Here is a 23,224-nt window from a genome sequence, read left to right on the forward strand (position 1 = left end):
AACTAAATGTATCATCAGGAAAAGGCCGGGCCGGACGCACGCCGCGTCCGGCCCGGCCTTCGCCCGCCCCCTTACCGCCGCCCGAGCCCGGACGGCCGGAAGCCGTAGATCCGTTCGGCGTTGGCCACCCGGAGCTTGTACTGGTCCTCCGCGGGGAGCCCGGCGAGCTGGGCGTCGATGGCCTTGCGGACGTCCGGCCAGATCGAGTCCCCGTGCGGGTAGTCGACCTCGCACATCACCGCGTCCACGCCGAGGTCCGCGAAGAACCGGGTGCCCACCTGGTCGTCGATGAAGGCGCCGAAGACGTTGCGTCCGAAGTACTCGCTGGGCCGGTGCTCCAGCGTCGAGTCCACCCAGTGCGGACGGTCGTCGTAGTACCGGTCCATCGTCTGGAGCTGGTACGGAATCCAGCCGATGCTCGCCTCGGAGTAGACGACGCGGAGGTTCGGGAAACGGTCGAAGGTCCCCGAGAAGATGTACTCGGTCATGGAGTAGGGCGCGTTCAGCCACACCTCGCTCATGTGGGTGAGGTAGTCGCCGTCCGCCGGGGAGTCCACCCGGGACGACGAGCCGATGTGGCAGGAAAGCGGGAGGTCCATCTCCTGGGCGGCGGCGAACAGCGGATCCCAGTAGCGGTCCCTGTCGTAGAGGGACGGGAAGCCCTGGTGGTGCGGCCGCTCGGAGAAGACCACGCTGCGGACGCCGCGCGGGGCGACCCGCTCCAGCTCCTGCACGGCCAGCGCGGGGTCCCACATCGGGACGAGGACGGCGGGGATGAGCCGTCCGGGGGCGGCCCCGCACCACTCCTCCGTCATGAAGTCGTTGTAGGCCCGGATGCAGGCGTAGGACAGGTCCCGGTCGGGGTTCAGGTTGAGGTAGGTCCCGCCGAAGCCCGGCATCGTGGGGAAGCACATCGAGGCGAGCACGCCCGCGGCGTCCATGTCCTCGATGCGCCGCTCGACGTTCGCGCAGCCGTCGTACAGGTCCTCGAACCGGGGGACGATGCGCCGCCGCTCCTCCGCCGAGAGCCGGTCGACCGAGCACATCATCCCGGAGAAGAACCGGACGTCGCCGTCGAAGTCCCAGGCGATGCCCTCGTCCCCGCGCTCGACCACCTTGGGCGCGCGGTCCCGGTACCTGGCCGGGACGCGGGACGTCCAGGTGTCGGCCGGCTCGATGACGTGGTCGTCCACCGAGATGACGGCCCATTCCTCTGCTGCTTCCGCCATGGCGGGCGCTCCTTTCGACGTGTCGGGCGAGTGGGGAACCGCGGCGCGGGCGGTCAGAGCCGCAGAATCCGCTCGGCATTGCGGTGGGCGATCTTCGCGCGGTCGGCCGCGCAGATCGGGGCGTCGTCGAGGAACCGCACGGCGACGTCGGTGCGCTCGAAGGGGTAGTCGACGCCGAACATGATGTTGTCGGCGCCCACTGCCGCGATGGCTCCGGTGAGCGCCTCCGCCGAGCACACCCCCGTCGTGGTGATCATGACGTTGCGCTCCAGGTACTCGGACGGCCGCTTGCCGAGCCCCAGCGTCATGAACTCGTACCGGGCGTCCAGCCTGGCCTTCTGGAACGGCAGGAACTCGCCCATGTGGCCGAGGATGAGGGTCGTGTCCGGGAAGTCGTCGAAGACGCCCGCGTAGATCAGGCGGAGCGTGTGCGCCGCGGTCTCCGCCGCCCACCCGAAGGTGGGACCGGCGAGGTAGGGGTGCCCCCGGAACACCTGCCAGTCGTCCTGCGGCGGGGCGCCCGGGTGCAGGTACAGCGGGACGCGCAGTTCCTGCAGCTTCGCCCAGACGGGCCGGAACTCCTCCTCGTCGAGGTACCGGCCGAAGGTGTGCCCGTTGACCAGGGCGCCGTTCAGGCCGAGCCCGCCGATCGCCCGGTCCAGTTCGGCGCAGGCCGCCGCGGGGTCCTGGAGCGGCAGCGCCGCCAGGCCGGCGAACCGGGTCGGGTGGGCGGCGATCGTCTCGGCCAGGAAGTCGTTGGCGGTGCGCGCGTTCCTGATCGCGGCGGCGGTGTCGGGTTCGGCCTGGATTCCGGGTGCCGTCAGGGACAGCACCTGGACGTCGATGCCGTGCGCGTCCATGTCGGGAATGCGGAACTCGGTGAAGTCGGTGAGCCTGCGGTTCCAGCCCTCGACGGCGTCGGCCCGGTAGTGCGGGTCGCCCACCATCGTGCCGACCTTGCTTCCCATGCCGGGCAGTGAGAACGCCTCTTCGAGGGCGATCTTCTTCGGCTTGCCGTTGGTCGTCATCGCGCACAGTATGAAGCTGAATTTAGAATTAGTAAACCCCTCGGCGGACCGGCGCCGCCCGCTCGCCCGGCAGAGCGCCGTCCTTCGGCACCCCGCCCGACCGGCCGCCGAAGCCGGACCCCTTGTCCGTCCCGAAAAAACTGAGTATAAAACCACTTTCAGGGAATCAATCTGTCATCACCGCAGGTGGCACCGGACGGCGCGGGATCTCGCCCAGAGAGAATCGGTGGTCGGAGCATGAAGAGACGGATGGCGATCGCGGTCGCGGCGGTCCTCGGACTGACCGCCGCCTGCGGCCCCCAGGACGGCGGGACCAAGGCGAGCGACGGGGTGCTGAAGGTCGGCGCCACCTTCGCCCAGACCACCCTCGACCCGGCACTGCTGCCACTCCGGCAGATGGCCATGTACACCGCTCCCCTGTACGACTCGCTGACCTTCCTCGCGGCCGACGAGAGCGTGGAACCGCTGCTCGCGACCGAGTGGACGTCGGGCGAGGACGACAAGGGCCCGTTCCTCGACATGACGCTGCGCGAGGGGCTGACGTTCCCGGACGGCACGCCGTTCACGTCCAAGACCGTCGCGGCCAACATCGAGCGGTCGCAGACCCTCAAGGGCAGCACCAACGCGCCGCAGCTCGCCGGGGTGAGCGTCGAGGAGCGCGGGGCCGCCGAGGTCAGGTTCCGGGCGGACGCCGGGGTGGGCGCACTGCCGCGCGTCCTCGCCGGGTCGGCCGGGCAGATGATCTCCGACAAGGCGATCGCCGCCGGGACCGACCTGAGCCGGGAGCCGGCCGGAATCGGCCCGTACACCCTCCAGCGCGTCCAGGCCAACCGGGTCGTCTACACGGCGAACAAGGGCTACTGGGACGAGAAGGCCGCCGCCACTCCGACCCTGGAGATCGACTACCTCGCCGACGACGCCAAGCTCAACGCGGTCCGCTCGGGAGACCTGGACGTCTCCATCCTCCCCGAGAAGATGATCGAGTCGGCCGAGAGCGCCGGCTACAAGATCGAGCGCAGTACGGGCTCGGAGAACTACCTCTTCTCGTTCAACACCGCCATGGAGCCGTTCGACGACGTCCGCGTCCGCCGCGCGGTCAACCTGGCGCTCGACCGGGAGGCGATCTGCCAGGGCCTGCTGGACGGCAAGTGCACGCCCAACGGGCAGTTCTTCGGCGCCGGAACCAAGGCGTACGCCCCCGACCTCGGGCTCAAGCTGGTCCCCCACGACGTCGAGAAGGCCAAGTCGCTCGTGACGGAGGCGGGCGCGGCCGGGGCGAAGGTCGAGATCGTCACCGTGGCGGGCAACCAGGTCTTCGAGCAGCTCGCCACGATCGTCCAGGAGCAGATGAAGACGATCGGCCTGGACGCGTCCGTCCGCACCATGGCGCCGCCGCAGGTCGTCAGCCGGTTCACGGCGGAGAAGAACGTCGCGGTGGCGTTCGGCGCGACCGGGAACGCGTTCGACCCGTCCGACACCCTCAACCGCTACGGGCTGGCCAAGGGCCTCTACAACCCGGGCGGCCTGAAGAACGAGGAGGTCGAGAAGCTGGCGAAGGACGCGCTGCGGGAGACCGACCAGGACGAGCGCATGAAGATCTACCGGAAGATCTCCGAGGTCGTCACCGAGAGCATGATCAACGTGCCGGTGCTGACCCCGGAGACCGCGTACGTCATCGCGCCCGGCGTCTCCGGCTGGAAGGCGCCCTGGGCGCCGTCGTTCCCGTCGTTCCGCGGCGTCGAGGGGTGAACCGATGCCACCGACCGTCCGGAGGGTGACGCCATGGCGGCACTGATCGTCAAACTCGTGATCAGGCGGCTGCTCGCGGCCGTCCCGATCCTGCTCGTGGTCACGTTCGCCACCTACGCGATGCTGTTCTCCATCGGCGACCCGGCGTCGGTCGTCGCCGGGGAGAGCGCCACCCCGGCGCAGGTGGAACAGGTCCGGGAGGATCTGGGCCTCGACCGTCCGCTGGTGGTGCAGTACCTGGCGTGGCTCGGCGACGCGGTCGGCGGCGACCTCGGCGAGTCGCTGCACCACCGGGGCTCGGTCACCGACCTGATCTGGGAGAACCTGACGCCGACGCTGCTGCTGTCGCTGCTGGCCATGGTGATCGCCGTGGTGGCGGCGCTGCTGATGGGCTCGGCGATCGGCATGCGGCCCGGCGGTCTCCTGGACCGCGGCCTGCGCGGCATCGCGGTGCTGGGCATCGCCGTCCCCAACTTCCTCGTCGGGCTCCTGCTCATCCTGGTGTTCGCGGTGTGGCTGCCGTGGTTCCCCTCCGGCGGCTACCGCAGCCCGTCCGAGGTGGGCCTCGGCAACGCGCTCTGGTACCTGCTGCTGCCCGCGCTGGCCTTGGCGCTGTCGCTGATGTGCCAGCAGATGCGGACCTTCCGGACGTCGCTGGCCAAGGAGTACGGCGCGGGCTACGTGGACACGGCCCGGATGAAGGGCGTCTCGCGCCGCGGCGTGTTCTTCCGGCATGTCAGCCGGAACGCGTCCGCGCCGCTGGTGACGGTGATCGGCCTGGAGGTCGGGGTGCTGATCACGGGCGCGCTGCTGGTGGAGGTCGTGTTCGCGATCCCCGGCATCGGGACGCTGACGCTGGACGCGGTGCGCGGCCAGGACTTCCCCGTCGTGCAGGCGCTCGTGGCGCTGTTCGCCATGGTCGTGATCGGCGCGAACCTGGTGGCCGACCTGGTCGCGTCGTGGCTCAATCCCGAGGCGAGGAGCCGGTCATGAAGGTCGACGCGGAGAAGACCGTTCCGGAGAAGCCCGCGCCGGACAGGCCCGCGCGGGAGAAGGCCGCCCGGGAGAAGGCCCGGCCCGTACGGCGGCTCGGGCGGGGACGGACCGTGGCGCTGGGCTTCGTCGCGCTGTGCCTGCTCATCGCGGTGCTGGTGCCGGTCCTCCCGGTGGCCGACCCCACCGACCAGGACGTGGCCGAGACGCTCGCGGGCATGTCCGGCGACCACTGGCTCGGCACCGACCAGCTCGGCCGCGACTCGTTCAGCCGCCTGCTGTGGGGGATCCGCACCTCGATGTTCGCCGCGCTCACCGCGATCGGCGTCGCGGCCGTCATCGGGGTGCCCACCGGGCTGCTCGCCGGGTACCGCCGGGGCTGGATCGACGCGATCACCGGACGGGTCGCCGACGCGGTCCTCACCGTGCCCGCGCTGATCCTGCTGCTGACGGTGCAGTCGGCGCTGCGCACCGGGATCCAGGGGCAGATGGTGACCCTCGGGGTGATCTTCGCGCCCCGGATCTACCGGGTGGTCCGGGCGGAGACGCTCCGGCTCGCGGTCAGCCCGTTCGTCACGTCCGGGCGGATGTCGGGCTGCTCGCACACCCGGATCGTGCGGCGCTACCTGCTGCCCGGGGTGCGCGACCAGGTGGCCGTGCAGATCAGCTACCTGCTGGGGCTCGCCCTCGTCGTGGAGGCGGGCATCAGCTTCCTCGGCGTCGGCGTCCAGCCGCCGGGCGCGAGCCTGGGCACCCTGCTGACCGGCGCGTCGGCGATGCTCGCGGCCGAGCCGCGGGTGGTCCTGATCCCCGCCGCGGTGATCACCGCGCTGATCCTCTGCCTGAACCTGCTCGGCGACGTCGAGGACAAGGAGACACAGCATGGCTGACCGCGCGGACGCCGGACCCGCGCTGCGGGTCGAGGGCCTGACGATCGGCCTGGACCGCGGCCCCTCCCCCGCCCCGCTGGTGACCGACGTGTCGTTCGCGATCCGTCCCGGCGAGATGGTCGGGCTCGTCGGCGAGTCGGGGTCGGGCAAGAGCCTGACCGCCGCCGCCGTCGCGGGGCTGCTGCCGCGCGGCGTCCGGATGTCCGCCGGGCGGATCGAGCTCGCCGGTACGGCGGTGGCCGGGGACGGCGTCCCGGCGCAGCCGCGCGACTCGCTGGCGATGGTGTTCCAGAACCCGATGACCAGCCTCAACCCGTCGATGCGGGTGGGCGACCAGGTGGCCGAGGCGCTGCGGCTGCGCCGCCCCGGCCTGTCCCGCCGCGACGCCCGCAAGGAGGCCGTCCGGCTCCTGGACGAGGTGGGGATCGGACGGGCCGCGGAACGGGCCCGGCAGTACCCGTTCGAGTTCTCCGGCGGCATGCGGCAGCGCGTCATGATCGCGATCGCGGTCGCCGGGGACCCGGCGGTGCTGATCGCGGACGAGCCGACCACGGCCCTGGACGTGACGGTGCAGCAGAGCGTGATGGACCTGCTCGACCGGCTGCGCCGCGACCTCGGGCTCGCGACCCTGCTCGTCTCCCACGACCTGGCGCTGGTCAGCGAACGCTGCGACCGGCTGCTGATCATGTACGCGGGGGAGCTCGTGGAGACCGGCGACACCGGCGCCGTGCTCGGCGACGCCCTGCACCCCTACGTCGACGCGCTCGCCCGCTGCATCCCCGAACGCGCCATCGAGCTCGGCACCGTCCACTCCCTGCCCGGGACGGTTCCGCAGGCGGGGCAGATCGCGTCCGGGTGCCGGTTCCGGCCGCGCTGCTCGTTCGCGGTCGACGCGTGCGGCGGCGACCATCCGCCGCTCGCCGAGCACGCGCCCGGCCGGGCCGTCCGGTGCCTGCGCGCCGGAGACCCCGCGCTCGCCGCCGAACCCACCGACCCCGGCGAACCCGGCGGCCCCGGCGAACCCGGCGGCCTGCCCCGAAGGCTCCGATGAAGGAGGACGCCGATGTCTGAGGCACTGCTCGACGTCGAATCGGTCACCAAGACGTTCCGTGCCGGGAGTTGGCCGCGCCGCGGCACCCCGACCGTCGCGGTCGGCGGGGTCGGTTTCACCATGGCCGCCGGGGAGTCGCTGGGGATCGTCGGGGAGTCCGGGTCGGGCAAATCCACCCTGGCCGGGATCATCTGCGGCCTGACGCGGCCCGACTCCGGCCGCGTGCGGATCGCCGGACGGGACGTCCACGCGGGCCGCCGCGTCGACCCGCGGATCTGGCGCACGGTCCAGATGGTGTTCCAGGACCCGTACACCTCGCTGAACCCCTACATGTCGGTCGAGGAGATCGTGGCGGAGCCGCTGCGGCTGTGGCGGGACGTGCCCGCCGGGCGGGCCCGCCGGGACGCGGCGGAGATCCTCGACCGGGTGGGGCTCGGTGCGCAGGTGGCGTCGCGGCGCCCGTCCAGCCTGTCGGGCGGGCAGCGGCAGCGGGCGTCGATCGCGCGGGCGCTCGCCGTCTCGCCCGAGCTCATGGTGCTGGACGAGTCGGTGTCGGCGCTGGACGTGTCGGTGCAGGCGCAGATCCTGCGGCTCCTGCTCGACCTGAAGCGGGAGGAGGGGATGGCCTACCTGCTGATCAGCCACGACATCAGCGTCATCCGGCTGGTGTGCGACCGGGTGCTGGTGATGAACAAGGGCGAGGTCGTCGAGGAGTGCACCGCCGAGGGGCTCACCGAGGACGCCGTCCAGCACCCCTACACGCGCCGGTTGCTGTCCGCGGTGCCCGAGCTGAAGGTGGGCTGAGCGTCCCCGCCCGCCCCTCGCGCACTCAGGTCGCGAGGCCGTTGCGGTAGGCGTAGACGACCGCCTGCACCCGGTCGCGCAGGTCCAGTTTGGTGAGGATGCGCGACACGTACGTCTTGACGGTCTCGTGGCTGATCACGAGGGTCGCGGCGATCTCGCCGTTGGACCGCCCGTCGGCGATGAGGCGCAGCACCTCCAGCTCGCGGGGGGTCAGCGGGACGTCGGCCGGTTTCTCCTCGGCGGGACGGATGCGCGCGGCGTACCGTCCGACGAGCTTGCGGGTCACCTCGGGCGCGAGCAGCGCGGCGCCCGTCGCGACGGTGCGGATGCCGTGCAGGAGCTGCGCGGGCGGGGCGTCCTTGAGCAGGAAGCCGCTCGCACCGGCGCGCAGGGCCTCGTAGACGTACTCGTCCAGGTTGAACGTCGTCACGACGAGCACCTTCACGGGGTCGGCCACCCCGGCGCCGGCGAGCAGGCGGGTCGCCTCGATGCCGTCGAGGACCGGCATCCGGACGTCCATCACGACCATGTCCGGCTTCAGTTCGCGGGCGAGGTCGACGGCGGCGCGCCCGTCGCCGCACTCGCCGACGACCTCCAGGTCGGGCTGCGCGTCGATGATCGTCGAGAAGCCCATCCGGATCAGCGCCTGGTCGTCGCAGACCAGGACGCGGACGGGCGCGGCACCGGCGGGCTCGCCGGGGACGGGGCCGCCGGGGACGGGCGCGGTCACGAGGTGCTCCCCGCGGGGATGCGGGCCCGCACGACGAAGTCGCCGTCCGGTGCGCGGTCCGCGCTGAACTCGCCGCCGAGCGCGTCGACGCGTTCGCGGAGCCCGGTGAGGCCGCGTCCGCTGCCGCCGGGCGATCCGGTGCGCGAGCCGGGGGCCGTACTGACCTGCACGGTCGTCTCCTCTTCGCCGTAGTGGACCTCGACCACGGTGCGGCCGCCGTGGGCGTACTTGAGGGCGTTCGTCAGGGCTTCCTGGACGACCCGGTAGAGCGTGAACCCGGTGACGCCACCGGACGTGCCGTGCTCGGTGAACTCCACCGGCTGCCCGGCCCGGCGGGTCTGCTCCACGAGCGTGTGCAGTTCGCCGGCGGTCGGCGCCTTGGGTTCGGCGTCGTGGTCGGGGTTGAGCAGGTCGAGCAGGTGCCGCAGGTCGGAGATGGCCCGGCGGCCGGTGTCGGTGACGGCGCTCAGCGTCTCGTCGAGACGGTCGGGCGCGGCGGTCAGGTAGCGCGCGGCCTCGGCCTGCACGACCATCGCCGTCACGTGGTGCGTCACGACGTCGTGGAGTTCCCGGGCGATGCGGGTGCGTTCGGCGGCGCGGGTGGCCTCGGCGACGCGGCGGCGGCGGTCGGCCTCGGCGGCCCGGGTGGTGCGCAGCCAGGTCCCGATGACCCACATGACGCCGAGCGCCAGGAAGAAGACCAGGTATTCGGTCGGCGGCTCGTCCGCGCCGCTCTGGTGGATGCCGACCGCCAGCAGCACGTACGCCGCGGAGGCCGCGGCCATGACGGGGCGGCGGTGGCGCTCCAGGTGGGCGCCCGCGCTGATCAGCGCGACCGGCAGGGCGATGGTCGAGAAGGCGTGGTAGCCGCGGAGCTGGTCGATGGCGAAGCCGAGCGCCACCAGGGCGAGGCAGACGGCGGGCCAGCGGCGGCGGACGGCCAGCGGGAGGCATTCGAGGGCGATCACGAGGATCGCGAGCGCGTCGAAGGGGACGGTGGGCACGCCGTCGAACCGCGTCCCGCTGCCCCGGAACCCGGGCAGCAGGGACAGGGCGATCAGCAGCAGGGGGAACGGGAGATCCCGGACCGTGACGTCGCAGCGCCGCCACAGGTCGACGACCCGTCGGAGCTTGATCACTGGGCGAGCGTAGCGGCCGGAGCGGGCGTCCCGGTACGCCGCCGGGGGACCACGTTGCCGCGGCGGCGGGCCAGCCGCATGAACACGACCGTCAGGACCACGCCCGCCAGGACCGCGAACAGGCTGCCTTCCGGCCCGAAGTCGCCGCCGGCGAGCAGCATCGGGCCCGAGGTGGCGCCGTCGAGCAGCCCCGCGTGCTCGCTCTTGCCGGAGACGTCGGTGCCGAAGAGGCCCGCTCCGGCGAAGTTCCAGGCGAAGTGCAGGCCGATCGGCACCCACAGGGTGCGGGTGGCGGCGTAGGCGGCGGCGAGCATGCCGCCCGCCTCGACCGCGATGGCGAGCGCGCCCCACAGGCTCGCGTTCGGGTTGGCCAGGTGCGACAGGCCGAACACCAGGCCGGTGAGCCCCAGCGCCCACCAGGTGCCGATGCGTCCCTCGACGATCCGGAACAGGACGCCGCGGAACAGCAGCTCCTCGGTCACGGCCGCGGCGGCCATGAAGCCGATCAGCGCGATCGCCCCGGAGGCCGAGCCGAAGCCGTCGATCCCGTAGCCGCCGCAGACGGCGATGGCCGCGATGACGGCGGTGAACATGGCGAAGCCGATCGCCATGCCCCGTCCGACGGCGGCGGGGGCGCCGTCCGCGCCCACCTCGGCGGGGGCGCGGCGCTCGGTCCGCCGCACGACCCAGGCGTACGTCCACACGGCGAGCACGGCCGTCGCGAGGCCGAAGACCAGGGTGAGGAACGTGTTCCCGTGTACGGCGCCGACGGCCGCGCTGCCGGCGAAGGCGACCACCGCGACGGCGGCGAACTGCTTCAACAAACGCATGAGAATTCCTCCGGGGAGATCCGCGGTCAGGGCGCCGCGGCCACCACGAACGCTATGGATTCGGCGTCCGGGAATCTTCACCGCTCGGAGGACACTCTCGGGTAGCTCGCACGGGGGACGGGCGGCCCGATCAGGCCGCGGTCGGCTCCGCGTCGAGCGCGTCCATCATCAGCGGCCAGGCCTTCCGCATCTCGGGGATCCACTCCGGCCACGCGTGCCAGCCGTTGCCGTAGATGTGGGTGGTCACGGGGATGCCGAGTTCGCGCAGGCGGGCGACGAACGAGTGGTTCATCTGGCCGATGAGGATCTCGCTCAGCTGCGTCAGCCGCCACTGCCCGCCCGGCGGGGTGTACGGGCCGTTCAGGCCGGTGGTGCCGCTGGAGACGTACAGCCCGACGCCGCGCAGGTTCGGCGCGAGGTGGTACGGGTCGTGGGCGCGCCAGTTCGCGTCGTCCGGGCCGGGGACGCCGAAGATGCGGAACGCGTCGAGGCCGGAGCCGATCAGGTTGATGAACAGCAGGAACGCCTGCATCCCGGCCATGGTCAGGTGGGTCGAACCGCTGAACGACGCCGCGTACTCGAACATGCCGGGGTGGCGTCCGGCGTACGCGATCGCGCCCTGGCCGCCGGACGACGCGCCCATCACGGCGCGGTGCGTCCCGGCGCGGTAGCGCTCCAGCACGTCGAGGAGCTCGACGGTGTGGAAGGTCTCCCAGCGCGGGACGCCGCCCTCGCCGCCGTTCCACCAGTCGGTGTAGCTGCCGTTGTTCCCGCCGGACGGCATGACGACCATGACGTCCCAGCGTGCGGCGAGCCCTTCGATGTCGGTTTCGCGCGTCCAGGACGTGTAGTCGTCGCGGCCGCCCTGGAGCGCGAAGACCACCGGCCACGTCTCGCGGGTGGAGCGCGTCCAGCCGTCCGGCAGGAGGAGCCGGACGTGGACGGTCTCGGCGACGTTCGCCGAATGCCAGCTCAGGTCGAGGGTGCGCGGCCCGATCCACGTCTCGGTGACGGGGGCGGCCGCCGCGGCCCGCGCCGGGGCGTGGGGGACGTGGGGGGCGAGGACGGCGAACAGGAGGAGGAACGCGGCGAGGAGGCGGCCGAGGCGTCGGGAGTGGCTCATCCGGGGTTCTTTCTGGCCAGGACCCGGTAGGCGTTGGTGTTCCTCCGGGCGATCGGGACGGTCAGCAGGTCGAGCAGGACGGCCGCGCCCATCAGCGGGGCGGCGAGGACGAGCGTGCCGATGACGCCCGCGTACTCGCGGGGCCCCGGGACGCGCGGCCACCACGGGCGGTCGACGTCGAGGCCGAGCGTGTTGACGACGGCGGCGGCGGACGCGGCGAAGTCGGGACCCTGGTCGGCTTCGCGGCGCTCCTCGGACACGACCTCCAGGCCGCGCTGCTCCAGCGCGGCCCGCAGGTTGGCGAGCGGGATCATGTGCAGGTGCTGCGGCGCCAGCCACGGCACCCAGAAGCCGCGCAGCACCCGGCCGAACCACGACTCGGGGTCGGGCAGCTCGATCAGCAGGTGCCCGCCGGGGGGCAGCACCTTGGCGGCGGTGTCGAGTTCGGCGAGGGGGTCGGGGGTGTGCTCCAGGTAGTGGTGCATGCTGATGACGTCGTAGCGTCCGGCCAGGTCGGGGGCCAGCGCGCGGAACTCGCCCCGGTAGGCGCGGTCGATCCAGCCGCGGCGGCCCCCTTCCGCGACGGCGGAGCCGAAGTCCAGGCCGTCCAGGCGCGTGTCCGGCAGGACGGTCCGGGCCGCGCGGCAGAAGTGGCCCTTGCCCGTGCCGACGTCCAGCCACGAGCGGGGTTCGGTGGCGCGCCGCACCATGGCGGCGCGCGCGAGGTACCAGGACGTGTTCGAGCTGAGGATCCGTTCGGCGAGCACGTCGCCGAGCCCGTCGTAGACGTCCTTGTAGTAGAACGCGAGCCCTTCGGGGGTGACGCGCGGGTTCTGGAAGACGTGCCCGCAGTTCCCGCAACGCTCCAGGGTGAAGCGTCCGGGTTTGCCTTGCAGGATGTCGCGGGCGACGACGTGTCCGCGTAGTTCGTCCGACCCGCACCAGGGGCATTCGGTGGCGCGCGGCCCGACGAACCGTCCGACGCCGCGGTCGATCTCCGCCCGGTACCAGGCCCGCGCGTCCTCCCGGCGGTCCAGCAGGGCCCGTTCCCAGCGGGTCCGCGGGGCGATGAGCGTGCGGACGATCGACAGCGGCACGTGGACCGCGCGCAGCAGGCAGACGCGGCGCAGGTCGCGGGGCCGCACCGGGGTGCCCGCGAAGATCAGCAGGGGCGCGCAGGAGTACCAGAGCGCCAGTCCGGCACCGGCGGCGGGCGCGACGGCCAGGGCGGCGGCCACCAGCAGGTATCCGGCGGCCATGGCCCCGAGGGTCTGCGGCAGCGCGAGCGTCTGCGGGATCACCAGGGCGAGGGAGCGCATCCGCGCGCGCCGGAAGGCGGTCTGGTCGTGCCCGGCGATGCCCGCGACGACGACGATGTCGGCCCGTTCGACGTAGAGCTTGAGGCGGGCGGTGGCCGCGCCGAGTTCGTCCGGGTCGAGGTCGTGGACGCTCTCGACCCCGGCGGCGGACACGGCGTCGCGGGACGCGAGCACCGCGTGGCAGGCGCCCCGCCCCATCCCGAACGCGTCGTCGCGGTACGCGTCGAAGTCGGTGTGGCGGGCGAGGTCGAGGGCGCCGTCGACCGGAATGTCGCGGGGCATCAGATCCACGAGCCCAAGTTCGTTCTGCCGGGCGTAACGCGCGGCGGCGCGAGCTATTTCCGCGGGCACTTCCACGTTTCTCGCGGTGAGCAACACGAATTCCGGATCGGACGGTTCGTCACCGTTTCCCGACGGGAGTGTGCGCAGGCCGCGAAGCCTGGACCGCAGCCGCCACGCGTTGGCGGCCATGCAGACGGCGATGATCGCGATCAACCCAACGGCCATGCCGGAGCCCTTTCCACGCAGCCCGGACGGCGCGCCGGCGAAGGCGCGCCGAAATGACAACTTCGGTCAGATGTTCATCTCTCGGGAGAGGATCGTTTCAATCCGGACGGCGACATAATTTCCGGTCATGGAAATCGAGGTCCTCGACGAGGAGAAGGCCGGCGAACGGCTCCGGGTGCTGACCGTCCGCGCCCGCACGGTGTCCCCGGACGCGCTGGCGATCCGCGTCCTGCTCCCCCGCCGCTGGTCGGCGGACCGCACCTGGCCGCTGCTCACGCTCCACCACGGCGGGCTGGACGACTCGTCCTCGTGGATCGCCCGCACCGACGTCGAACGGCTCAGCCGGGACGACGACGTCCTGATCGCCATGCCGGACGGCGGCCGCGCCGGGGGATACGCCGACTGGCGGCGCGGCCCGCAGTGGCAGACCTTCCACGTCCGTCACGTGCACGAACTCCTGCGCGCGCGCTACCGCGCCGGGGAGGTGCGCGCCGTCGCGGGGGTGTCGGGCGGCGGGTACGGGGCGCTGCAGGGCGCCGCCGCCAACCCGGGCACGTTCCGCTTCGCGGCCGCGCTCAGCGGCCCCTGCACCGTCCGGACGGCCGTGTCCGCGACGACGCTCCTCGCCGCGACCGGCGTCGCGGGCCGGACGAACCCGTTCGCGATGTGGGGCGTGCCGTTCGTCCACGATCGGCACTGGCGCGCCGCCGACCCGCTGCACCTCGCCGCCGGGCTGCGGGGCACGGGCCTGTTCGTGTCGTGCGGGCTGACCGGACGCCCCGGCCCCTCGACCCGCGCGGCGGCCCGTGGAGCGCCGCGAACGTGGCGGAACCGCTCGTCCGGTCGACGGTCCGCCCGTTCCTGCGCCGCCTCGCGCGCCTCGGCATCCCCGTGACCACCCACCTGTACCGCGACGGCACGCACAGCTGGCCGTACTGGGAACGCGAACTCCACCGGGTCTGGCCCCGGCTCATGGCGTCCCTGCGCACACCGTGACGGCACTGGACGGCCTCCTCCCGCACGGTTCGAAGTGTGCGAGAGTCTGTATCAAACAGTGTTCGTACACATAGCGGCAGAGCAGTGGACTTTCGTGTCCGTACTACTCACCGGAGTTAAGAAGACGCGAGGCGGTCGCGGAGGCGCCCCAGGGCGACGGCGTGCCAGTCGTCGAGCAGCGCGAGCGTTTCGCGGGCGAGTTCCGCGTCCGTGTTCTCCCAGGCCGTGACCACGTTGCCCCAGAACCAGACGTGCTCGGCCGCGTCCCCGTAGAGGGCCTCCAGGACCTCCGGGACTTCGGCCAGGACGTCGCCCATCGAGTTGAGCAGGCCGAGCGTGACGCCGCCGCCGAGCCCGGCGAGGACGGCGCGCAGCACGCCCAGCACCCCCCGGTGCACGTCGGACGCCCGGACGGCGTCGCCCTCGGCGAGCAGTTCGAGCTGCGCGAAGGCCCGCCGCGCCGGGGCGGGATCGGCGGACGCCGTCTCGGACACGAGCTTGACCAGGGCCGCCTGGTAGAAGAGCTGCAGCGTCTCCAGGATCTCCTGGACGTTGCGCACGGTCAGCTCCGGGAGCTTGCTGGAGAACCGGAACAGGTACTGCCAGGTCTGGATGCCGCCGTACAGCCGGATGTCGCGGACCACGACGCCGACGCCGTGCCGCGGTTCGACGAACCCCGCCATGCGGAGCCGTCCGATCACCTGCTGGATGCTCGACGGGGTGAGTTCGTACCGTCCGGCGAGCCGCCGGATCGAGGGCAGCGTGTCGCCCGCGCGGAGCCGGCCGGTGGCGATCTGCAACGCGAGGTCGTCGGCGACGGCGTCCAGATCGTTCGTACGCGCCATCCGGGACAGTGTACGGACGGGCGCGGTGTACGGGCGGGTGCGCCGCCGGAACCGGCGACCCGTCTTCGGCGACGAACCCGGGCCGCGCCGATTGTCACCGTTGGACGGCGACGCGCACCCCTCAAATAGATACGTTCGTCCATATGAGCTGTCCACCGGGAAGAGGGAGTCATGGGACGACGGTTCCGGCGCGGCCTCGCCGCTGCCGCCATCGCGGCGTGCACCGCCCTGTCCGCGGGCGTCACCGCACCCGCCGCGGCGGCGGACACCACCTATCCGGTGGGCGACCTGCACACGGCGATCGGTAACTTCGCCTTCAGCCCGGACGCCGTCGCGGGCGCGAACGACTGGACGTGCGAGCCGTCCGCCGAACACCCGAATCCGGTGGTGATCGTGCACGGGACGACGTCCAACTTCGGCTTCGCGGGGGCGACGCTCGCGCCGACCCTGGCGACGCCGGGTACTGCGTCTACGGGTTCAACTACGGCGAGACGTCGGCGAGCTTCGGCCGCGTCTACGGGCTCGGCGACATCGCGGAGTCGGCGCGGACGATGAGCGCGTTCGTCGACCGGGTGCTGGCCGCCACCGGGGCCGCCGAGGTCGACGTCGTCGGCGGCTCCCAGGGCGGCATGATGCCCAACTACTACATCAAGCGGCTCGGCGGCGCGGCCAAGGTGCGGACGCTCGTCGGCCTCGCCCCGACCAACCACGGCACCACCATGGGCGGCCTCGTCGACCTCGGCCGTACCCTCGGCGTGCTCGGCCTGGTCAACGACTTCCTCCGCCTCATCGGGTCGCCCGCGCACGTGCAGCAGGAGGCGGGCTCCGACTTCCAGGAGGCCCTGTTCGCCGACGGCGACACCGTCCCCGGCGTCCGCTACGTGACGATCGCGACCGCGCACGACACCACCGTCACGCCGCTCACGAACTCGTTCCTGCACGGCGGCGACTCCACCAACATCCTGTTGCAGGACCTCTGCCCGGACGACCCGGTGAGCCACTCCGGCACCTGGTTCGACGGGCCGATCATGCAGCTCGTCCTCAACGCCCTCGGCCCGGACGAGCCGGGCTTCCGGCCCGAGTGCACCGGCTACGGCCCGTCGATCTGACGGTCAGCGGAGCGACGCGGCGAACTCCAGGACGCGCGCCGCGTCGCCCGCCGGACCGTACGGGCTGATCAGCAGGTCCGTGGCGCCGGCGGCGGCGAACCGGCGCAGGTGCGCTTCCACCTGCGTCTCGTCCCCGGCGATCACCGTCTCGTGCACGCCCGCCAGCCCCTGCCGTTCGAGCACCGCGCGGTAGGCGGGGAAGTCGGTCGCGGCGCCGAACCGCTCGGCGACCTCGCGGCGGACGCCGTCCGGGTCGGTGGTGAGCGCGACCATGACGCCCGCGAGCACGCGCGCGCCGGACGCCCGGCGGCCTCGGCGGCCCGGGTGATCGCGGGCACCACGTGGTCGCCGATCGCGGCGACGTCCGTCCAGGTCGTGACGGTGCCGTCGGCGAGCTCGCCCGCGACGCGCAGCATCGCGGGGCCGAGCGCCGACACGATCACCGATGGCGGGGTCGCGCCGGGCGCGTCCACGGTGCCCGCCGCGGTCAGCGTCTCGCCGCGGTACGCGACGTCCTCGCCGCGCAGCAGCGGGCGCAGCGCGGTCAGGTACTCGCGGACGTGCCGCGCGGGGCGCTCGTACGGCAGGCCGTACCAGCCCTCGATGATCGGCGGGTGGCTCGGCCCGACGCCGAGGGTGAACCGCCCGCCCGTCATCGCCTGCGCGGCGAGCGCCTGGCCCGCGACGGTGAGGGGGTGGCGCGGATAGGTCGGGACGATCGCCGTGCCGACCTCGATGCCGGGCACCTCGCGTCCGGCGAGCGCCGCGGTCATGAGCGCGTCGAAGGACGAGGCGTGCCCGTAGAAGGTGCTGGCGAGCCCGGCGTCGCGGGCCGCGCGGGCCTGGCCGACCAGATCGTCCAGCGGGGCCCCTCCGGCGACGGTGAACAGTCCGATGCGCATGTGCGTACTCCAACCTGAATCGGATCTTCCGGTTCCGTTACGGAGTTCAGGGTAACCTGAATCTGACATTCCGGCTGCCGGACGGAGGACGATGCGAGCCGACGCGCAGCGCAACCGCGAGCGGATCGTCGCCCGCGCCCTCGAACTGTTCGCCGAGCGCGGCCCCGGCGTGGGCATGGAGGACATCGCGCGCGGCGCCGGGCTCGGCGTGGGCACCCTCTACCGGCACTTCCCGGACCGGCGCGCGCTCGTCGAGGAGATCGCCGTCGCCGCGCTCCACCGGCTGGGCGAGCGGATCCGGCTGCTGTCCGCACAGGACGTCCCGGCCTGGGACGTGTTCACGCAGGTCATCGACTTCTCGATCGGGCAGCCGCTCGCCCTCGTCAAGTCGATCGCGCAGACCGGGCCCGTCCCGGACGAGCGCGTCGCGCTGCAAACCGAAGTCGACGGGCTGCTCCGCGACGTCGTCGAACGGGCGCAGGCCGAAGGCACGGTACGCCGCGACATCAGCGCCGCCGAGGTCGCCGAGATCCTCGGCACCGCCGTGTGCCGCCCGGGCGCGCGCGTCGACGACGCCGTCTACCGGGTCGTCCTGGACGGCCTGAAACCCGCCCCGCCGACCGCCTGACCGCAAGCGTCGCCGGACGCTTCGCCGGATGGGTCGCCGGGGATTTCAAAGATCGTTCCGTGCGGTCGCGGGCGCGGCAGAATGAAGATCGTCAACCGGTATCCCGGCATGGAGCGACCCGTGAACGACATTCCCGGCATCGACCCGACCGTCCCCAGTTCGGCGCGGGTCACCAACTACTGGCTCGGCGGCAAGGACTACTATCCGGTCGACCGCGAGGTCGGCGACACCATCGCCCGGATCCACCCCGACATCGCGGCCCTCGCCCGGCACGACCGGGCCTTCCTCGGCCGTGCCGTCCGCCACCTGGCGGGCGAGGCGGGCGTGCGGCAGTTCCTCGACATCGGGACGGGCCTGCCTACGCAGGACAACACGCACGAGGTCGCGCAGCGCGTGGCGCCCGAGTCGCGCATCGTGTACGTCGACAACGACCCGATGGTGCTCGCGCACGCGCGGGCGCTGCTGACCTCGACGCCCGCGGGCGAGACCGCCTACATCGACGCCGACCTGCGCGAACCCGGCGCCATCATCGCCAAGGCGGGCGAGACGCTCGACTTCGCCGAGCCCGTCGCGGTCATGCTGATCGGGATCCTGCAGCACATCGTGGACGACGCGGAGGCGGAGTCGATCGTCCGGCGGCTCATGGAGCCGCTGCCGTCCGGAAGCTTCTTCGTGCTCGTGCACGACACCGCCGACTTCCACGGGCAGTCCGTGCTCGACGCGATGGACGCGTTCATGGCGGAGGGCGGCGCGCCGATCTGCGCCCGCGACCGCGGGCGGATCGAGCGGCTCATGGACGGGCTGGAACTCGTCTCCCCCGGCATCGTGTCGACCTCGCACTGGCGCGTCGGCCTGGACAGCCCGTGGGGCGAGGCGGAGCCGGTCGCCCACTACAGCGCGGTCGGCCGCAAGCCCTGACCGTCAGGTCAGGTCCCACATCAGGACGGCCCGGTCCTCGCCGCCGCTCGCCAGCGCCGTGCCGTCGCGGTGGAAGGCGAGCGCGTTGACGGCACCGGTGTGCCCCTCCAGCGTCCGGACGACCTCGCCGGACGCGACGTCCCACAGCATCGCGTTCCCGTCGGCGGCGTCGGTGGCCAGGTACTTCCCGTACGGGGACAGGGCCATCGAGACCAGCGGGGTGGGGTACTCGCCGCGTTCCTGGGTGGGAATGGCGCCCGTCACCCGGCCGGTCGCCGTGTCCCACGTCCGCACACTCTCCGCGCCGGAGACCATGGTCCCGCCGTCCGCACCGAAGATCATCGCGACGGGCGGGTAGGTGTGGCCCCGCAGGGCGCGGATCCGCTCGCCGGTCGTCACGTCCCAGAGCAGGATGGACCCGTCGGCGCCGCCGCTGGCGAGCGTCGTGCCGTCCGGGCCGAACGACACGGCCGTGACCACGGCGCCGTGCCCCTTTCGAGTACGCCCTTGTAGAGCTCGCGGGCCGACGCCGAGGGGGTCGAGGGGCGGGCCCCCGGGGCCGCGCCGGCGTCGGAGGAGCGCGTCGACAGGACGACCGCCGGGACGACCGCCGGGACGGCCACCGCGGTCGTGCCCGCGAGCCCCGCGAGGAGGAACCGGCGGCGCGCGTTCGGGGCGTCCGCGAGGTCGGACCGGATGACCTTCACCACGACCTCGCGGCCGCCGGGCGAGACCGCCAGGTAGACCTCGCCCATGCCGCCCGCGCCGAGCCGTCCGCGCAGCCGGTACGAGCCGATCCGCTCCGGATCGTGTGGTCGCAGTGGGTCCATCGTCTCCCCCGAAGGCACGCCGAGGTGATCACGCTAGGCCCCCGCGCGCCGCTCCCGGCTTCCCAGACGAGCATCGACAATCGGACAAAGTTGTCCTATATTCGCGACAACACTCGACCCTAGGAGAGCGATGCCGTACTACCGGGCCGTCGGAGCCGTGCCCAGCAAGCGCCACGTCCTGTTCTCGCTCGACGACGGGACCGAGTGCTTCGAGGAGTTCATCGGAGAGGAAGGATTCTCCGGACCGAGTTCGCTGCTGTACCACGTGCGGGTGCCGTCCAACCTGGTCGACTCCCGGCCGTGGGACCCGGGCGACACGGCGACGGAGCCGAACAGGCCGCTCCGGCCGCACCACTTCCGGTTGCCCGACCTGTTCCCGGACGGCGCGGAACGCGGCAACGACCTCGTCCGGCATCGCCGTCTCGTCCTCGCCAACGACGACGTCCGCATCTCCTACGTCGTCGCGGACTCGCCGTCGCCCCTGTTCAGCAACGGCGTCGGGGACGAGGTGGTGTTCATCGAGAGCGGCGCCGCCGTGCTGGAGAGCGTGTTCGGACGGCTTGAGGTGCGGCAGGGCGACAACGTCGTGGTCCCCCGGGTCGCGATCCACCGCTGGATACCGGTGGACGTCGAGAAGAACGGGCCGCTGCGCGCGTACTGCGTCGAAGGTTCGGGGCACATCCGGCCGCCGCGGCGGCACCGCTCCGAGTACGGGCAGTTCCTCGAAGGCTCCCCGATCACCGAGCGGGACCTGCGCGTCCCCGAAGGCCCCCTGGTCGCCGACGCCGACGTGCTGGACGCCGACACCGAGGTCTACGTGAAGCACCGCGACCCGTCCGGCGTCTCCGGGTCGGTCGTGGTCTACGACCACCACCCCTTCGACGTGGTGGGGTGGGACGGGCACCTCTACCCGTACGCGCTGAACTACCGCGACTTCTCGCCCGTCGTCGGCGAGCTGATCCAGCGGCCGCCGAGTACCAGGTCTTCGAGGGCGACGGGTTCGTGGTGTGCAACTTCGTGCCGAGGCCGCTGGAGTTCCATCCGCGGGCGATCAAGGTCCCGTACTACCACTCGAACGTCGACTCCGACGAGGTCATGTTCTACTTCGCGGGCGAGACGGCCGCGCGGAAGGGCGCGGGGATCGTCACCGGTTCGGTGTCCCTGCACCCGGCGGCGTACACGCACGGGCCCGTCCGGGCCGCCTACCTCGACTCGGTCAACCATACGAAGGCCACCGAGATGGCGTTCATGGTCGACACGTTCCGTCCGCTGGGCATCGGCGAGGGCGCGCGGGCGTGCGACCTGCCCGACTACCCGTGGACGTGGGCAGGCCGCGGCCCGCGGAAGGAGACGAACGAATGAACACCGGCTTCCAGCGCGTTCCCGTCATCCTGCACACCGAGGAGCGGTCCGCGGTCGTCGAGACCTACGGCTTCGCGGGCAGCCAGGGGGTGACGCTCGAAGGCCAGCTCCTGCGGCCGGACACCGGCGGGGACGCGTCGACGCTGTTCGTCTTCATGCACCCGACCTCCACCCTGCAGCTGCTGCCGATGCCGGAGGCGATCGCGGGCCGGGGCCACCACGTCCTGTGCGCCGCGAGCCGCTACCCCAAGAACGACGCGGCGCTGATCATGGAGAAGGTGCTGCTCGACCTGGCCTCCTGGATCCGCTGGGCCCGCGAGACGGCCGGCTACGACAAGGTCGTGCTGGTCGGCTGGTCCGGCGGCGGCTCGCTGTCGCTCTACTCTACCAGGCCGAGGCCGAGGACCCGTCCGTGACGCACACGCCCGCCGGGGACCCGGTCGACGTGGCCGGCGCCGGGCTGCTCCCCGCCGACGCGGTCGTCTTCATCGCGGCGCACCTGTCGCGGGCCGAGACCCTCACCGAGTGGACGGACCCGTCCGTCCTCGACGAGAACGACCCCGGCCGGCGCGACCCCGAACTCGACATCTACGCGCCGGACGCCCGGCACGTCCCGCCGTTCGGCGCCGAGTTCGTCGCGCGGTTCCGGGCGGCGCAGCGGGCCCGCAACGAGCGGATCACCGGCTGGGTGCTGGCCGAACTCGAACGGCTGCGCGCCGCCGGGGGCGTCGAACTCGAACGCCCGTTCATCGTGCACCGCACGATGTGCGACGTCCGCTGGCTCGACCCGTCCGTCGATCCCAACGACCGGCGCCCGAACTGGACGTACCTGGGCGATCCGCGCACGGCCAACGTGGGGCCGGTCGGCCTGGCCCGGTTCACGACGCTGCGGTCCTGGCTGAGCCAGTGGAGCCTGTCGCACACCCGGGCGCGCGGCGCCGTCAACGCCGCCCGCATCACCCGGACGCCCGTCCTGCAGGTCGAGAACTCCGCCGACGACGCCGTCCCCGCGACCCACAACCGGATCGTGCGCGACGCGCTGGGCACCGCCGACGCGTCCTACCACCTCATCAAGGGCGCCACCCACTACTACAAGGGGCAGCCCGAGCACATGCGGGAGTGCCTCGACGTCGTCGAGAGCTGGTGCGCGGAGCGCGGTCTGCTCCCCGGTTGAACCGTCGCTAGGATTTCCGGCATGCCCAAGCGGCCCGAAACGTCCCAGACCCTGAGCCGGGGCCTGGACGTGCTGCAGCTCCTCGCCGCGTCCGAGACGGCGCTGTCACCGGCCCAGATCGCGACGGCGCTCGGCCTCAGCCGCACGATCGTGTACCGGCTCGTCTCCACGCTCGCCGAGTACGGCCTCGTCCGGCGCGACCCGGACGGTTCGCTAACCATCGGCCTCGGCGCGCTGCGCCTCACCCGCAACCTGCACGCCGGGCTGCGGGAGACGGCGGGCGAGCACCTAGACCGGCTGGCGAACGCGGCGGGCGCGACCGCCCACCTGGTCGTCGCGGACGGCGGCGAGGCGCTCGCGGTGGCGGTGGTCGAGCCGCGCGCGACCACGTTCCACGTGGCGCACCGGGTCGGGAGCCGCACCCCGCTGGGCGTCGGCGCCGCCGGGAAGGCCCTGGTGGCGGCCGCCGAGGGACGCGACGGGCTGTTCTTCAGCGAGAACGAACTGGCCCCCGGGGCGCACGGCGTCAGCGCCCCGCTGCGGCGGGTGCGCGGCATCGCCGCGGCGGTCGGCGTCGTCACCCTGGTCGGCACCGCGACCCCGGAGATGCGCACGCTGGTCGAGCGGGCCGCGGCCGCCCTCGACGACGCCCTGGACCCGGACGACAAGTCCGGCGCGACACCCGCCCAGGCCCCAGGTTCGTTGACCTGCGGCGTGTTGCCCTTATCCGGGCGGGCGCCCATAAGGGCAACACGCCGCAGATCAACGGAGGGGCGGCCGCGACCGGCTGGGGCCTCGGCGGCGTCGGCTCGTCCGGCTTCGAGGGCGAGGTCGACGAGTTCCTCGAAGCGTTCCTTGGCCGGGAGTTCCATGGCGAGCAGCAGGGACAACCGGGTCAGGAAGACCGGGCTCGCGACGCCGGTCTCTTCGGCGGCGTCGATCGCGCGGCCGAGCAGCCGCCACGTCTCCTTCTTCTCCGCGACGTTCACCGGCCGGTCTCCTTCGTGTCGTTGACGATTCCCGTCCCCGCGATTCCCGACCCCGCGGGCCCTGTCCCCGCGATTGCCG

At 72.5% G+C, this 23,224-nt stretch carries 24 protein-coding genes and 1 pseudogene; 13 read left to right on the forward strand and 12 right to left on the reverse strand.

The window, feature by feature from the left end:
• Nucleotides 1-71 precede the first annotated feature (71 nt).
• Nucleotides 72-1,229, reverse strand: a complete 1,158-nt coding sequence (locus BJF79_RS25000) for an amidohydrolase family protein (protein ID WP_075900921.1) — start codon at nucleotides 1,227-1,229, stop codon at nucleotides 72-74.
• Nucleotides 1,230-1,282: 53 nt separating this feature from the next.
• Nucleotides 1,283-2,257 (reverse strand): amidohydrolase family protein, encoded by a 975-nt coding sequence (locus BJF79_RS25005; RefSeq protein WP_075900923.1) that lies wholly within the window; start codon nucleotides 2,255-2,257, stop codon nucleotides 1,283-1,285.
• Between the two features lie 237 nt (nucleotides 2,258-2,494).
• On the opposite strand from BJF79_RS25005, the gene BJF79_RS25010 reads away from it, so the two are divergent.
• From BJF79_RS25010 to BJF79_RS25030, 5 genes are read left to right on the forward strand one after another with little or no spacing between them, the layout of a single operon-like run.
• On the forward strand, nucleotides 2,495-4,006 hold the full coding sequence (locus BJF79_RS25010; RefSeq protein ID WP_083733839.1) for an ABC transporter substrate-binding protein: 1,512 nt from the start codon (nucleotides 2,495-2,497) through the stop codon (nucleotides 4,004-4,006).
• Between the two features lie 33 nt (nucleotides 4,007-4,039).
• On the forward strand, nucleotides 4,040-4,999 hold the full coding sequence (locus BJF79_RS25015; protein WP_075900927.1) for an ABC transporter permease: 960 nt from the start codon (nucleotides 4,040-4,042) through the stop codon (nucleotides 4,997-4,999).
• The gene (locus tag BJF79_RS25020; RefSeq protein ID WP_075900929.1) at nucleotides 4,996-5,889 is read left to right on the forward strand and encodes an ABC transporter permease; all 894 of its coding nucleotides are present in this window, start codon (nucleotides 4,996-4,998) and stop codon (nucleotides 5,887-5,889) included. The genes BJF79_RS25015 and BJF79_RS25020 overlap by 4 nt, the downstream gene beginning before the upstream one ends.
• Entirely contained in the window at nucleotides 5,882-6,940 is a 1,059-nt protein-coding gene (locus BJF79_RS25025) for an ABC transporter ATP-binding protein (RefSeq protein ID WP_075900932.1), read from the forward strand. Before BJF79_RS25020 ends, BJF79_RS25025 begins: the two co-directional genes overlap by 8 nt.
• Before the next feature lie 12 nt (nucleotides 6,941-6,952).
• The gene (locus BJF79_RS25030) at nucleotides 6,953-7,744 is read left to right on the forward strand and encodes an ABC transporter ATP-binding protein (RefSeq protein ID WP_075900934.1); all 792 of its coding nucleotides are present in this window, start codon (nucleotides 6,953-6,955) and stop codon (nucleotides 7,742-7,744) included.
• 25 nt (nucleotides 7,745-7,769) lie between these two features.
• Here BJF79_RS25030 and BJF79_RS25035 read toward each other — a convergent pair whose 3' ends face one another.
• The 5 genes from BJF79_RS25035 to BJF79_RS25055 all read right to left on the reverse strand — a co-directional run bounded on the left by BJF79_RS25035 (nucleotide 7,770) and on the right by BJF79_RS25055 (nucleotide 13,392).
• Nucleotides 7,770-8,474, reverse strand: a complete 705-nt coding sequence (locus tag BJF79_RS25035) for a response regulator (protein ID WP_075900936.1) — start codon at nucleotides 8,472-8,474, stop codon at nucleotides 7,770-7,772.
• A complete protein-coding gene (locus tag BJF79_RS25040; protein WP_075900938.1) occupies nucleotides 8,471-9,613 on the reverse strand; it encodes a sensor histidine kinase in 1,143 nt (380 codons plus the stop codon). The genes BJF79_RS25035 and BJF79_RS25040 overlap by 4 nt, the downstream gene beginning before the upstream one ends.
• Entirely contained in the window at nucleotides 9,610-10,443 is an 834-nt protein-coding gene (locus tag BJF79_RS25045; protein WP_075900940.1) for a CPBP family intramembrane glutamic endopeptidase, read from the reverse strand. The genes BJF79_RS25040 and BJF79_RS25045 overlap by 4 nt, the downstream gene beginning before the upstream one ends.
• Before the next feature lie 130 nt (nucleotides 10,444-10,573).
• Entirely contained in the window at nucleotides 10,574-11,566 is a 993-nt protein-coding gene (locus BJF79_RS25050; protein WP_075900942.1) for an alpha/beta hydrolase, read from the reverse strand.
• Entirely contained in the window at nucleotides 11,563-13,392 is a 1,830-nt protein-coding gene (locus BJF79_RS25055) for a class I SAM-dependent methyltransferase (RefSeq protein ID WP_075900945.1), read from the reverse strand. The genes BJF79_RS25050 and BJF79_RS25055 overlap by 4 nt, the downstream gene beginning before the upstream one ends.
• 127 nt (nucleotides 13,393-13,519) lie before the next feature.
• Between BJF79_RS25055 and BJF79_RS25060 the strand changes: the two genes are divergently transcribed.
• Complete coding sequence (locus BJF79_RS25060; RefSeq protein ID WP_262402532.1) at nucleotides 13,520-14,287, forward strand: alpha/beta hydrolase; 768 nt, start codon at nucleotides 13,520-13,522, stop codon at nucleotides 14,285-14,287.
• A 217-nt stretch (nucleotides 14,288-14,504) separates the two neighbouring features.
• Here the strand turns inward: BJF79_RS25060 and BJF79_RS25065 are convergent, their stop codons facing one another.
• On the reverse strand, nucleotides 14,505-15,233 hold the full coding sequence (locus tag BJF79_RS25065) for a GntR family transcriptional regulator (protein ID WP_075900947.1): 729 nt from the start codon (nucleotides 15,231-15,233) through the stop codon (nucleotides 14,505-14,507).
• A 353-nt stretch (nucleotides 15,234-15,586) separates the two neighbouring features.
• On the opposite strand from BJF79_RS25065, the gene BJF79_RS25070 reads away from it, so the two are divergent.
• Nucleotides 15,587-16,342: an esterase/lipase family protein gene (locus BJF79_RS25070; RefSeq protein ID WP_143220146.1), complete on the forward strand. Its 756-nt coding sequence runs from the start codon at nucleotides 15,587-15,589 to the stop codon at nucleotides 16,340-16,342.
• A 3-nt stretch (nucleotides 16,343-16,345) separates the two neighbouring features.
• Here BJF79_RS25070 and BJF79_RS61470 read toward each other — a convergent pair whose 3' ends face one another.
• Both BJF79_RS61470 and BJF79_RS25075 read right to left on the reverse strand, forming a co-directional pair.
• The gene (locus BJF79_RS61470) at nucleotides 16,346-16,498 is read right to left on the reverse strand and encodes a hypothetical protein (RefSeq protein WP_262402533.1); all 153 of its coding nucleotides are present in this window, start codon (nucleotides 16,496-16,498) and stop codon (nucleotides 16,346-16,348) included.
• Entirely contained in the window at nucleotides 16,483-17,244 is a 762-nt protein-coding gene (locus BJF79_RS25075) for a TIGR03564 family F420-dependent LLM class oxidoreductase (protein ID WP_262402534.1), read from the reverse strand. Before BJF79_RS25075 ends, BJF79_RS61470 begins: the two co-directional genes overlap by 16 nt.
• Before the next feature lie 91 nt (nucleotides 17,245-17,335).
• On the opposite strand from BJF79_RS25075, the gene BJF79_RS25080 reads away from it, so the two are divergent.
• Both BJF79_RS25080 and BJF79_RS25085 read left to right on the forward strand, forming a co-directional pair.
• Nucleotides 17,336-17,872 (forward strand): TetR/AcrR family transcriptional regulator, encoded by a 537-nt coding sequence (locus BJF79_RS25080; RefSeq protein WP_075900949.1) that lies wholly within the window; start codon nucleotides 17,336-17,338, stop codon nucleotides 17,870-17,872.
• A 120-nt stretch (nucleotides 17,873-17,992) separates the two neighbouring features.
• The gene (locus tag BJF79_RS25085; RefSeq protein ID WP_262402535.1) at nucleotides 17,993-18,790 is read left to right on the forward strand and encodes an SAM-dependent methyltransferase; all 798 of its coding nucleotides are present in this window, start codon (nucleotides 17,993-17,995) and stop codon (nucleotides 18,788-18,790) included.
• Between the two features lie 3 nt (nucleotides 18,791-18,793).
• On the opposite strand, the gene BJF79_RS25090 is transcribed toward BJF79_RS25085, so the two are convergent.
• Entirely contained in the window at nucleotides 18,794-19,270 is a 477-nt protein-coding gene (locus BJF79_RS25090) for a WD40 repeat domain-containing protein (protein ID WP_075900951.1), read from the reverse strand.
• Nucleotides 19,186-19,620 carry a hypothetical protein gene (locus BJF79_RS25095; RefSeq protein ID WP_075900953.1) on the reverse strand — a complete coding sequence of 145 codons (435 nt, stop codon included), beginning with the start codon at nucleotides 19,618-19,620 and terminating at the stop codon, nucleotides 19,186-19,188. The genes BJF79_RS25090 and BJF79_RS25095 overlap by 85 nt, the downstream gene beginning before the upstream one ends.
• A gap of 130 nt (nucleotides 19,621-19,750) precedes the next feature.
• Here BJF79_RS25095 and BJF79_RS25100 point away from each other — a divergent pair.
• From BJF79_RS25100 to BJF79_RS61485, 4 genes and pseudogenes are all read left to right on the forward strand, one after another.
• Nucleotides 19,751-20,982: pseudogene (locus BJF79_RS25100) on the forward strand (homogentisate 1,2-dioxygenase).
• Nucleotides 20,979-21,398: an alpha/beta hydrolase family protein gene (locus tag BJF79_RS61475; RefSeq protein ID WP_262402536.1), complete on the forward strand. Its 420-nt coding sequence runs from the start codon at nucleotides 20,979-20,981 to the stop codon at nucleotides 21,396-21,398. Before BJF79_RS25100 ends, BJF79_RS61475 begins: the two are co-directional and overlap by 4 nt.
• The gene (locus BJF79_RS61480) at nucleotides 21,395-22,156 is read left to right on the forward strand and encodes a hypothetical protein (protein WP_262402537.1); all 762 of its coding nucleotides are present in this window, start codon (nucleotides 21,395-21,397) and stop codon (nucleotides 22,154-22,156) included. The genes BJF79_RS61475 and BJF79_RS61480 overlap by 4 nt, the downstream gene beginning before the upstream one ends.
• A gap of 21 nt (nucleotides 22,157-22,177) precedes the next feature.
• Nucleotides 22,178-23,170, forward strand: coding sequence for an IclR family transcriptional regulator (locus BJF79_RS61485; RefSeq protein ID WP_075900955.1), 993 nt, complete (start codon nucleotides 22,178-22,180; stop codon nucleotides 23,168-23,170).
• Nucleotides 23,171-23,224 lie beyond the last annotated feature (54 nt).

The organism is Actinomadura sp. CNU-125, from assembly GCF_001942465.1.
Lineage (GTDB): Bacteria > Actinomycetota > Actinomycetes > Streptosporangiales > Streptosporangiaceae > Spirillospora.

Coding starts and splice junctions, on each gene's coding strand:
- BJF79_RS25010 (WP_083733839.1), top strand. CDS start 2,495: ATGAAGAGACGGATGGCGATCGCGGTCGCGGCGGTCCTCGGACTGACC.
- BJF79_RS25025 (WP_075900932.1), top strand. CDS start 5,882: ATGGCTGACCGCGCGGACGCCGGACCCGCGCTGCGGGTCGAGGGCCTG.
- BJF79_RS25050 (WP_075900942.1), bottom strand. CDS start 11,566: ATGAGCCACTCCCGACGCCTCGGCCGCCTCCTCGCCGCGTTCCTCCTC.
- BJF79_RS61485 (WP_075900955.1), top strand. CDS start 22,178: ATGCCCAAGCGGCCCGAAACGTCCCAGACCCTGAGCCGGGGCCTGGAC.
- BJF79_RS25000 (WP_075900921.1), bottom strand. CDS start 1,229: ATGGCGGAAGCAGCAGAGGAATGGGCCGTCATCTCGGTGGACGACCAC.
- BJF79_RS25045 (WP_075900940.1), bottom strand. CDS start 10,443: ATGCGTTTGTTGAAGCAGTTCGCCGCCGTCGCGGTGGTCGCCTTCGCC.
- BJF79_RS25095 (WP_075900953.1), bottom strand. CDS start 19,620: ATGGACCCACTGCGACCACACGATCCGGAGCGGATCGGCTCGTACCGG.
- BJF79_RS25030 (WP_075900934.1), top strand. CDS start 6,953: ATGTCTGAGGCACTGCTCGACGTCGAATCGGTCACCAAGACGTTCCGT.
- BJF79_RS25015 (WP_075900927.1), top strand. CDS start 4,040: ATGGCGGCACTGATCGTCAAACTCGTGATCAGGCGGCTGCTCGCGGCC.
- BJF79_RS25060 (WP_262402532.1), top strand. CDS start 13,520: ATGGAAATCGAGGTCCTCGACGAGGAGAAGGCCGGCGAACGGCTCCGG.
- BJF79_RS61475 (WP_262402536.1), top strand. CDS start 20,979: ATGAACACCGGCTTCCAGCGCGTTCCCGTCATCCTGCACACCGAGGAG.
- BJF79_RS25055 (WP_075900945.1), bottom strand. CDS start 13,392: ATGGCCGTTGGGTTGATCGCGATCATCGCCGTCTGCATGGCCGCCAAC.
- BJF79_RS25065 (WP_075900947.1), bottom strand. CDS start 15,233: ATGGCGCGTACGAACGATCTGGACGCCGTCGCCGACGACCTCGCGTTG.
- BJF79_RS25080 (WP_075900949.1), top strand. CDS start 17,336: ATGCGAGCCGACGCGCAGCGCAACCGCGAGCGGATCGTCGCCCGCGCC.
- BJF79_RS25005 (WP_075900923.1), bottom strand. CDS start 2,257: ATGACGACCAACGGCAAGCCGAAGAAGATCGCCCTCGAAGAGGCGTTC.
- BJF79_RS25020 (WP_075900929.1), top strand. CDS start 4,996: ATGAAGGTCGACGCGGAGAAGACCGTTCCGGAGAAGCCCGCGCCGGAC.
- BJF79_RS25075 (WP_262402534.1), bottom strand. CDS start 17,244: ATGCGCATCGGACTGTTCACCGTCGCCGGAGGGGCCCCGCTGGACGAT.